This window comes from Falsiroseomonas sp. RANM36 (assembly GCF_056682175.1).
This window is the reverse complement of the sequence record NZ_JBWXTD010000004.1, coordinates 290,422-301,238: the sequence shown is the minus strand read 5'-3', so window position 1 is coordinate 301,238 and position 10,817 is coordinate 290,422. Positions and strand designations below refer to the sequence as shown.

The following is a 10,817-nucleotide window of genomic DNA, read 5'->3' as shown; positions in this document are numbered from 1 at the left end:
GGGGGGGGCCGGGGGGCGTTACCTCCCCCCCCCCCCCCCCCCCCACCCCCCCCCCGCCGCGCGGCGCCGCGGGGGCGGGGGGGCGGGCGGCGCCCGGGCTTGCCGTCTCGGTCTCGTCGGAGGTCGTGGCGGAACTCTGGGAGTACCAGCGCACCGTCACCACCTGCGCCAACGCCTATGTCCAGCCGCTGATGGACGGCTATGTCACGAAGCTGGAACGCGCGCTGCGCGCGCGCGGCTTCCGCGGCGCGCTGCGGCTGATGCATTCGGCGGGCGGCCTGGTGAGCCCCGCCGCCGCACGCGCCTTCCCGATCCGGCTTCTGGAATCCGGTCCCGCCGGCGGCGGCCTCGCCACCGCGCTGTTCGGCGCGCGCGCCGGGCATCGCGACGTGATCTCCTTCGACATGGGCGGCACCACCGCCAAGGCCTGCCTGATCGAGGATGGCCGCGCGGAGATCGCGGCGATGATGGAGGCGGGGCGCGTCCACCGCTTCAAGAAGGGCTCCGGCCTGCCGATCAAGGCGCCCGTGATCGACATGATCGAGATCGGCGCCGGCGGCGGCTCCGTCGCGCGCATCGACGAGGTCGGGCTGCTGCGCGTCGGGCCGCATTCCGCGGGCGCCGATCCCGGGCCCGCCTGCTATGGCCGCGGCGGCACCGACGCGACCGTGACCGACGCCAACCTCACGCTCGGCTGGTACGATCCGGGCTTCTTCCTGGGCGGGCGGATGAGCCTGGATGCGGCGGCGGCGGAACGCGCGGTCGGTGCGCTCGGTGAGAAGCTCGGCCTTTCCCCGGTGGAGACCGCCTGGGGCATCGCCAAGGTCGTGACGGAAAGCATGGCGGCGGCCGCGCGCGTGCACCTGGTGGAGAAGGGCAAGGACCCGCGGCGCTACGCGATGGTGGGCTTCGGCGGCGCGGGGCCGGCCTATGCCGCGATGGTCGCGCGCGCGCTCGGCGTGCGGGAGGTGATCATCCCGCCTGCTTCCGGCGCGGCCTCGGCGCTCGGCTTCCTCGTCGCGCCGCTCTCCTTCGAGCAGGTACGCTCGATGCCGGTGCTGATGGAGCCGGGCTTCGACGCGGCCGCCGTCAACGGCCTGCTCGCCGCGCTGGAGGCGGAGGGCCGGCAATTGCTGGCCGAGGCCGGGGTGCCGGAGGCGGAGATCCGGCTGGAGCGCTCGGCCGACATGCGGCTTGTCGGGCAGGTTCACGAGATCACCGTGCCGCTGCCGGACGGGATGCTGGACGATGCGCGCCTGGAGGCGATCGGCGATGCCTTCGCGAAGGTCTACACCGCGCGCTACACGGCCGTGTTCCAGGGCGCGAAGCTGGAGGCGATCTCCTTCCGCGTCCGCGTGGCGGGCCGCGAGCCGACGCTGGCGCTGCAGCAGGCCGGCGCCGACGCCGAAGGCCGGCCGAAGCGCAAGGGCACGCGGCGCGTCTTCTTCGACGGCGCCTGGCACGAGGCCGGGGTCTGGGACCGCTACGCGCTGACCGATGGCGACCGCATTCCCGGCCCCGCCATCGTCGAGGAACGCGAGGCCACCACCATCGTGCCGCCGGGCGATGCGCTCGGCGTGGATGCGGGCGGCAATCTCCGCATCGCCGTCGCCTCGGCCCCGATCCCCGATGCGGTCGTCACGCCGGAGATGAACCTCGCCGAGGCGATGGCGCGCATCGAGGCCGATCCGATCGCGCTGGAGATCATGTGGTCGCGCCTGGTGACGGTGGTGGAGGAGATGTGGCTGACCGTCTGCCGCACCGCCTTCAGCCTGATCATCAGCGAGGCGCAGGACTTCGCCTGCGAACTGCTCGACCCCAACGGCGAGACGCTGGCGCACAGCCCGCGCGCCATGCCGGTGTTCAACCTGACCGTGCAGCGGGCGGCGCGCGCGCTGCTGCAGCGGCATCCGCCGGAGACGCTGAAGCCCGGCGACGTGCTGATCACCAACGATCCCTGGCTCTGCGCCGGGCATCTGAACGACCTCGCCATCGCCACGCCGGTGTTCAAGGACGGGCGGATGGTGGCGCTGATGACCTGCGTCGGCCATGTCTCCGACATCGGCGGCACCAAGGACCATCTGCGCGCGCGGGAAGTCTATGAGGAAGGATTGCAGATCCCGCCGATGAAGCTGGCGCGGGAAGGGGTTCCGAACGAGGACCTGTTCGCGCTGATCGGGGAGAATGTGCGCAACCCCTGGCAGGTGCTGGGCGACATCCATTCGATGATGGCGGCGAATGCGCTGGGCGCCGAGCGGCTGATCGCCTTCATGGACGAGTATGGCATGCACGACCTGCAGGCGCTGGCCGCGGTGGTGCAGAACCGCGCCGAGGCCGCGATGCGCGATGCCATCCGCGCCATCCCCGACGGCGTCTACCACTCCACCATCAGCAACAACCCGATGGGGACGGAGCTGACCTATCCGCTGAAGGTGACGGTGGCCGGCGACAGCATCGAGCTCGACTTCGAGGGCGTGCCGGCGCAGCTGCCGCAGGGCGGGCTGAACTGCACGCTCAACTACACCGAGGCGCATGCGACCTATCCGCTGAAATGCATGCTGTCGCCGAATGTGCGCGGCAATGCCGGCTGCTTCCGGCCGTTCCGGGTGAAGGCGCCGGAAGGCTCGATGCTGAACTGCGCCAAGCCGGCCTCGGTCTATCTGCGCACGCGCACCGGCTGGTACATCGCGCCCAACATCTTCCGCGCGCTGTCCGAAGCCGCGCCGAACCAGGTGCAGGCGGTGACCGGCCTGCCCGTCGCGGTCAGCATGTATGGCTGGGACGCGAAGCGGCGGCTCTACTCCGACCATCTCTTCATGGGCGGCGGCCAGGGCGCCTCGGCGCGGGGCGACGGCAAGTCCGCGCTGCTGTGGCCGACCTCGGCGGCGAACACCTCGATCGAACTGATGGAGCAGCGCGTGCCGGTGCTGGTGGTGGAGAAGTCCTATGTGCCGGACAGCGGCGGCGCGGGACGCCACCGCGGCGGCCTCGGCCAGGTGGTGCGCGTGCGCAAGCTGGAGGACGACGACCTGCCGACGCTCGCCTCGGTGTATCCGGAGGGCGTGCGGGTGCGCACGCCAGGCCTGTTCGGCGGAGCGCCGGGCGGGCTCGCCTGGGGCGGCGTGCGGGACACCGCCGGCACTCTTCTCAAGGACACCGGCACGGGCGAGCTGGTGACGCTGACGCGGAAGGACGAGGTCGCGGAAGTGCTGCTCTGCGGCGGCGGCGGCTATGGCGACCCGCGCGCGCGCCCGCTGGCGCTGATCGCCGCCGACCTTGCCGATGGCTACATCACGCCGGAAGCGGCGATGCGTGACTACGGCGTGGTGCTGCGCGAAGACGGCACCATCGACGAGAGGGAGAGCGAAGCCCGGCGGGGCAGTGCCCGCGCCGCGGCCGAATGACCATGGGAGAGGAGGCAATCATGCAGGGAAACACCATCGGCCGCCGCGGCGCCATCGCCGCGGGGCTCGGCGCCGCCGGCGCGCTCACCCTCGGCGGCCCGGCGCGCGGCTTCGAGCGCGAGGGCAACCGGAAGATCCTGGTCTATGCCGGCGGGCAGCCGGTGCCGGTGCTCGATCCGCATGTGCGCTACGACTGGTCCACGCGGATGGTCCAGCAGTCGCTGTATGACGCGCTGGCGAAATACGTGAACGATCCGCCGCAGATCGTGCCCTGGCTGGCGGAGCGGTGGGAAGCCAATGCGGACCGCACGGTCTGGACCTTCCACCTGGTGCGGAACGCGAAGTTCCACAACGGCGACCCGGTGGACGCGGAGGCCGTGCGCTATTCCTTCGAGCGCGGGCTGCGGATGAACAAGGGCGTCGCCTGGATGCTCAAGGACGTGCTGGACCCGGGCGCGATCGAGGCGGTGGATGCGCACACCGTCCGCTTCACGCTGACGCGCCGGATGCCGAGCTTCCTCACCTACATCCCGCTCTGGTTCATCGTGAACCCGAAACAGGTGCAGGCGAATGTCGCCAACAACGACTTCGGTGAGGCCTGGCTGACCCGCAACGACGCCGGCTCCGGCCCGTTCCGCCTGCGCCGCTTCGAACCGCAATCGGTCATCCATCTCGATGCCGTGGGCGACTACTGGAAGGGCTGGCCGCAGGGCGAGGCGAACCGGCCGGCCGGCGTGATCTATCGTGTCGTCCGCGAGCCCGCGGCACGGCGTGCGCTGCTGCAGCGCGGCGAGGTGGACATGATCACCGAGATCCCGGCCGACGATTTTGAGGCGATGAAGGGCCTGCGGGGCATCCGCCCCGAGGAGCACAAGGGCATGACCACCTTCGCCATCACGATGAACACCACGAAGGGGCCGACCGCGGACCTGAACGTGCGCAAGGCGATCGCCCATGCCTTCGACTACGACGCGCTGATCCAGATCCATAACGGCGGGGCGACGCTGATGGACAGCCCCTTCCCGGAGGCGATCCCCGGCCACATCGCGGTGCCCGGCATGCCCCGGCGGGACCTCGATCGCGCGCGCGCCTTCCTCGCGCGCAGCGCGCATCCGAACGGCGGCTTCGAGCTGGAATACGTGCATGTGCAGGGGCTCGAGGATCCGCGGCGCATCGGGCTCGCGCTGCTCAACTCGCTGCAGCCGCTGAACATCCGTGTGAACGTCGTCGCGCAGCCCTGGCCGACCATGGTCGCCCGCGGCAGCCGCGCGGAGACGGCGCCGGACATGGTCAGCGTCTATGTCACGCCGGTCTCCACCGATCCCGATGTGGTCGCGGGGAAGTATCACACCCGCGCGCAGGGGAATTTCTGGGGCATGCACCACCTGACCGATCCGCAGATCAGCCAGTGGGTGGACGCCGCGCGCGTCGAAACGGACGATGCCAAGCGCGCCGCGCTCTATGCCGACATCCAGCGGCGCGTGGTCGAGGTGCAGCCGGAGATCTTCGGCATGCTCGCCAACCGGCGCTGGCTGATGCGCGACTACGTGAAGGGCTTCGTCTATTGCCCGCTGCGCCTGACGGGCGAGGTGGACCTGCACACCATGTGGGTCGATGCCGCCTGAGCCCGCACGGCCCGTGACCGGCGGGGCCTGACATGGCGCTCTTCGTCCTGCGGCGGCTGATGCTGACCGGGCTGATGCTGTTCGGCCTGGTCCTCATCACCTTCGTGGTGTCGAATGTCGCGCCCTCGGACCCCGCGGCGCTGGCCGCGGGGCCGGACGCCACGCGCGACATGGTCGAGACGCTTCGCAAGGAATACGGGCTCGACCGCCCGTTGCCCGAGCAGTTCGTCCGCTATGTCGGCGGCCTGCTGACCGGCGATCTCGGCCGCTCCATCGTGACCACCCGCAGCGTCACCGAGGATCTCGGCCGCTACTTCCCGGCCACGCTGGAACTCGTGCTGCTCTCCATGGCGTTCGGCGTGCTGGTCGGGGTGCCGCTCGGCATGATGTCGGCCGTGCTGAAGAACCGCGCGCCGGACCATGCCACGCGCTTCGTCGCCGTCTCCCTGGTGGCGCTGCCGGCCTTCTGGTTCGGCATCCTGCTGCAACTGCTGTTCTCGGTGCAGCTGGAATGGCTGCCGACCTCCGGGCGGCTCGACATCGCCACGCCGCCGCCGCCCTTCGTCACCGGCATGCTTCTGGCGGACAGCCTGCTGGCGGGGCAGTGGGAGACCTTCGCCGACGCCCTGCGCCACGCGGTGCTGCCCGCCTTGGTGCTGTCCTTCCCCTGCCTCGCCTCGATCCTGCGGGTGAACCGCGGGGAGATGATCGAGGTGCTGTCCTCCGACTACGTCACCGCCGCGCGCGCGCATGGCATCTCCCGCCTGCGGGTCGTCTGCGTGCTGGCGCTGCGCAATGCGATGCTGCCGACGCTGGCCATCATCGGCCTGCGATGGGGCTGGATGCTCGGCTCCACCGTCCTGGTGGAGACGGTGTTCGACTGGCCCGGCATCGGTCTCTATGCCGTCTCCTCCGCCATTGCGGGCGACTTCAAGCCGGTGATGGGCGTGACGCTGCTGATCGGCGTGAACTTCATGGTCGTGAACCTGATCGTGGACATGCTCTATGGCGTGCTCGATCCGCGGCTGAGGGCCGTGTCATGAGCCTCGCCATGCCGCGCGCCGGCTTCGCCGAGCGCCACGCCGCAACGCTGCGGCAGCTGCGCTTCTTCGCCTGGAGCTTCGGCCGCAGCCCTTCCTCCATGGTGGGGCTGGCCATCGTGTCGGGCTTCCTGCTGGTCGCGGCCTTCGGCCCCTGGATCGCGCCCTATCCGCTGGACGCGGAGGGCGCGATGAACCTCGCGAACCGGCTCAAGCCCCCGTCCGCCGCGCACTGGTTCGGCACCGACGAGATGGGGAACGACCTGTTCTCGCGCGTGGTGCTGGCGACCCGCACCTCGCTCTGGGTCGGGCTCACCATCGTCGGGGTGGCGACGGCCATCGGCGTGCCGCTCGGCGTCGCGGCCGGCTATTTCGGCGGTGCGGCGCGCGCGGTGATCATGCGGGTCACCGACGTCTTCCTCTCGGTGCCGGGCATCGTCCTGGCGCTGGCGATCGTCGCGGCACTCGGGCCGGGCATCCTCAACGGCATCATCGCGCTGTTGATCGTGTGGTGGCCGGGCTATGTGCGGCTGGTTGAGGCGAAGGCGCTGGCGCTGCGCAACGAGCCCTTCGTGGAGGCGGCGCGTGCCGTGGGCGCGAGCGACCTCAGGATCCTCGCGCTGCACATCCTGCCGAACTGCACCTCCCCGATCATCGTCAAGGCGTCCATGGACATGGGCCTGGCGATCCTGGCGGCGGCGTCGCTCGGCTTCATCGGGCTTGGCGCGAAGCCGCCGGCGCCGGAATGGGGCGCGATGATTTCCGTCGCGCGCACCTACATGCCGAACTGGTGGTGGTATGCGGTGTTCCCAGGCTTTGCCATCTACCTCACCGTGCTGGGCTTCAACCTGTTCGGCGACGGGCTGCGCGACATCCTCGACCCGAAGAGCAACCGCGGCTGATGGAGCGCCCGCCCGCGCTGCTCGAGATCAGCGGCTACCACCTGGCCTTCGACGGCTTCGAGGGCCGTGCGCATGTGCTCGACGGCATCGACCTGACCGTCGAGGAAGGCGAGACGGTCGGCATCGTCGGCGAGACCGGCTGCGGCAAGTCCGTGCTGGCGCGCTCCGTCGCGCGGCTGGTGGAGATGCCGCCGGGCCGCGTGCTCGGCGGCGGCATCCGCTTCGCGGGGCAGGATGTCCTGGCGATGGACCAGCGTGCGCTTGCGCGGCTGCGCGGGCACGGCGTCGCGATGATCTTCCAGGATCCGATGACCTATCTGAACCCGGTCTTCTCGATCGGCGCGCAGATGGTGGACGTGATCCGCGCCCATGACCGGGCCGAGGGCAAGCCGAAGCGCCCGCACGCGACGGCGCGCGCCGCGGCGGCCGAACTGCTCGGCGCGGTGCGGCTGCCCGATCCCGCGCGGCTGCTCGACCGCTATCCGCATGAGCTTTCCGGCGGCATGCGCCAGCGCGTGCTGATCGCCATGGCGCTGACCGGGACGCCGCGCCTGCTGGTCGCCGACGAGCCCACCACGGCGCTCGACGTCACGATCCAGGCGCAGGTGCTGCGCCTGATCGCCGACCTGGTCGCCGCGCGCGGGCTGACGCTGATGCTGATCAGCCACGATCTCGGCGTGATCGGCGCGCTCTGCCGGCGGGTGGTGGCGATGTACGCCGGCACCATCGTGGAGGATGCAACGGCGGAGATCCTGTTCGCCGCGCCGCGCCACCCCTACACGCGCGGGCTGCTCGCCGCCGTGCCGGATCTTGCGAGGCCGCAGGATCGCGCGCGACCCATCCCCGGCCATATCCCGAACCTGCTGGATCCGCCCTCGGGCTGCCGCTTCCATCCGCGCTGCCCGCTCGCCGTCGCCCGCTGCGTGGCGGAGAAGCCGCGCCTGCGCGAGGTGGATGGCCGGCGCGTCGCGTGCCATCGGGCCGAGGAGGCGGCGGCATGAGCGCCGCGCTGCTCGAGGTGGTCGGCCTCGCGAAGCACTACGCGCAGAAGGGCGGCCGTTCGCTGCGGGCGGTGGATGGCGTGGACCTGTCGCTCCGGGCAGGCGAATCGCTCGGGCTGGTCGGCGAGTCCGGCTGCGGCAAGTCCACCGTCGCGCGGCTGGTGCTGCGCCTGATCGCGCCCACCGCCGGCGCCATCCGGTTCGAGGGCCGCGACATCGCCTCGCTCGGCGAGGATGCGTTGCGCCCACTCAGGCGCGACATGCAGATCATCTTCCAGAATCCGCATTCCGCGCTGAACCCGCGCCGCACGGTCTTCGCCTCCGTGGCCGAGCCACTGGTCGTGCAGGGCCTGGCGGGCGGCGCCGCGGCGCAGGCGCGCGTGACCGACCTGCTGCGGCAGGTTGGCCTGCCCGAAAGCTTCCTCTGGCGCTTTCCGCATGAGCTTTCGGGCGGCCAGAAGCAGCGCGTCTGCATCGCCCGCGCGCTGGCGCTGTCGCCGAAGCTGCTGGTGCTGGACGAGCCGACCAGCGCGCTGGACGTGTCGGTGCAGGCGCAGATCCTGGACTTCCTGCAGGAGCTGCGCGGCAGCCTGGGCCTCACCTATCTCTTCATCAGCCACAACCTCGCGGTGGTGCGCCAGGTCTGCGACCGCGTCGCGGTCATGTATCTCGGCCGCATCGTCGAGGAGGGACCGGTCGAGGCGATCTTCGGCGCGCCGAAGCATCCCTATACGCGCGCGCTGATCGCCTCGGTGCTGCCGCCACGCCCGGCCGGCCTGCCGGACGCGCCGCTGGCCGGCGACGTGCCGAACGCGGCCGAGATCCCGCCCGGGTGCCGCTTCGCGCCGCGCTGCCCGATCCGCATGGAACGCTGCGCTCGCGACGATCCGGCGCTGGACCGTTCCGGCGCGCACCGCGCAGCCTGCTGGGCCGCCTGAACCTGCCGCCGCGGCGGCGCGTCTCCGCCCGCCCGGGCGCCTCGGATCAGACATTGTGCAATTGTTGCTTATCGGTTAGGCGGTGCGGCGCTGGGAGAGCCGCCTGGGCGCTCGGATGGCTGCGGCACGAAGCTTGCTGTGCCGGCGCCGCCCCGATCGCCCCAAGGCGTTGGAACGGAAGTGGAGAGACGAGAATGAAAAGAACGGGTCTGCGTGCGCTGCTGCTCGGCGTCGTGGCGCTCGCCGGTGTCGCCGGCGCCGCGGCGGCGCAGGAGCGCGTGCTGCGCATCGGCATGACGGCGGCGGACATTCCCCGCACGCTTGGCCAGCCGGATCAGGGCTTCGAAGGCAACCGCTTCACCGGCATCCCGCTCTACGATGCGCTGACGCATTGGGACTTGTCGAAGGCCGACCAGCCTTCGGTCGTGATTCCGGGCCTCGCCACGGAATGGGCGGTGGATGCGAACGACCGCACCAAGTGGGTCTTCCGCCTCCGCCCGGGTGTGCGCTTCCATGACGGCAGCCCGTTCAATGCGGCGGCGGTGGTCTGGAACGTGCAGAAGGTGCTCGACCAGAACGCGCCGCAGTTCGACCAGAGCCAGGTCGGCGTCACCGTCAGCCGTATGCCGAACCTGCGCAGCGCGCGCGCGATCGACGATATGACGGTTGAGCTGACGACCAGCCAGCCCGACAGCTTCCTGCCGATCAACCTGACCAACCTGTTCATGGCGTCTCCGGCGCATTGGCAGGCGAAGTTCGACGCGGTGCCGGCCAGCGTGACGGATCCGCGCGCGCGCGCCCAGCAGGCCTGGGCGGCCTTCGCGGCCGACCCCTCCGGCACCGGGCCCTTCCGCGGCGCCCGGTTCGTGCCCCGCGAGCGCTTCGAGATGACGGCGAACCGCGACTACTGGGATCCGGCGCGCCGCCCGCAGATCGACCGCGTGGTGCTGCTGCCGATCCCGGAGGCCAACGCCCGCACCGCCGCGCTGCTCGGCAACCAGGTTGACTGGATCGAGGCGCCGGCGCCGGATGCCGTGCCGCAGATCACGCGCCGCGGCTTCGTGATGTATCAGAACGCCCAGCCGCATGTGTGGCCCTGGCAGTTCTCCTTCGTCGAGGGATCGCCCTGGCTCGATCGCCGCGTCCGCCACGCCGCCAATCTCTGCGTCAACCGCGAGGAGATGAAGCAGCTGCTCGGCGGGCTGATGGAGATCCCGCGCGGCTCGGTCCCCCCCGGACATCCCTGGTGGGGCAACCCCGGCTTCAACATCCGCTACGACCTGCGCGAGGCGCAGCGGCTGATGCGCGAGGCCGGGCACACGCCGCAGCGCCCGCTGCAGGTGCGGGTGCTGACCTCGGCCTCCGGCTCGGGCCAGATGCAGCCGGTGGTGATGAACGAGTTCCTGCAGCAGGCGCTGCGCGAATGCTACTTCGACGTCCAGCTCGAGGTCGGCGAGTGGAACGCGGTCTTCACCAACTGGCGCGAGGGGGCGCGGCACCCGAACGCCCGCGGCGCGAACGCGATCAACGTCACCTTCGCGACGATGGACCCGTTCTTCGCCATGGTGCGCTTCGTCTCCTCGGCGACGCAGCCGCCGGTCTCGAACAACTGGGGGCACTTCGTGAACCCCGAATTCGACGAGCTGGTCCGCGTGGCGCGCACCACCTTCGACGCCGCCGGCCGCGACGCGGCGCTCGCCCGCCTGCATGCCCGCATCGTGGAGGAGGCGCCCTTCCTCTGGGTCGCGCATGACGTGGGGCCGCGCGCGATGAGCGCACGGGTCAAGGGCGTGGTGCAGCCGCGCTCCTGGTTCATCGACATCGCGACGATGCGCATCGAGTAGGGGAGCAGGGGGGGGGGCCGCGGGGCCGGCCCCCCGCCCCCCCCCCCCACCAGCAAAAACAGA

7 protein-coding genes are annotated in these 10,817 nt (G+C 71.1%); all 7 read left to right on the top strand.

Features of this window, described 5'->3' with window-relative positions; translation table 11 throughout:
* Nucleotides 1–3,404, top strand: a 3,404-nt coding sequence (locus AC1MIR_RS15210) for a hydantoinase B/oxoprolinase family protein (protein WP_480029035.1), incomplete at its 5' end; no start/stop codon positions are given.
* Nucleotides 3,405–3,424: 20 nt separating this feature from the next.
* Nucleotides 3,425–5,029: an ABC transporter substrate-binding protein gene (locus tag AC1MIR_RS15205; protein WP_480029034.1), complete on the top strand. Its 1,605-nt coding sequence runs from the start codon at nt 3,425–3,427 to the stop codon at nt 5,027–5,029.
* A 32-nt stretch (nt 5,030–5,061) separates the two neighbouring features.
* Entirely contained in the window at nt 5,062–6,072 is a 1,011-nt protein-coding gene (locus AC1MIR_RS15200; protein ID WP_480029033.1) for an ABC transporter permease, read from the top strand.
* A complete protein-coding gene (locus tag AC1MIR_RS15195; RefSeq protein WP_480029032.1) occupies nt 6,069–6,971 on the top strand; it encodes an ABC transporter permease in 903 nt (300 codons plus the stop codon). The genes AC1MIR_RS15200 and AC1MIR_RS15195 overlap by 4 nt, the downstream gene beginning before the upstream one ends.
* Entirely contained in the window at nt 6,971–7,972 is a 1,002-nt protein-coding gene (locus tag AC1MIR_RS15190; RefSeq protein ID WP_480029031.1) for an ABC transporter ATP-binding protein, read from the top strand. The genes AC1MIR_RS15195 and AC1MIR_RS15190 overlap by 1 nt, the downstream gene beginning before the upstream one ends.
* Entirely contained in the window at nt 7,969–8,910 is a 942-nt protein-coding gene (locus tag AC1MIR_RS15185; RefSeq protein ID WP_480029030.1) for an ABC transporter ATP-binding protein, read from the top strand. Before AC1MIR_RS15190 ends, AC1MIR_RS15185 begins: the two co-directional genes overlap by 4 nt.
* 194 nt (nt 8,911–9,104) lie before the next feature.
* The gene (locus AC1MIR_RS15180; RefSeq protein ID WP_480029029.1) at nt 9,105–10,754 is read left to right on the top strand and encodes an ABC transporter substrate-binding protein; all 1,650 of its coding nucleotides are present in this window, start codon (nt 9,105–9,107) and stop codon (nt 10,752–10,754) included.
* The last annotated feature ends 63 nt before the right edge of the window (nt 10,755–10,817 follow it).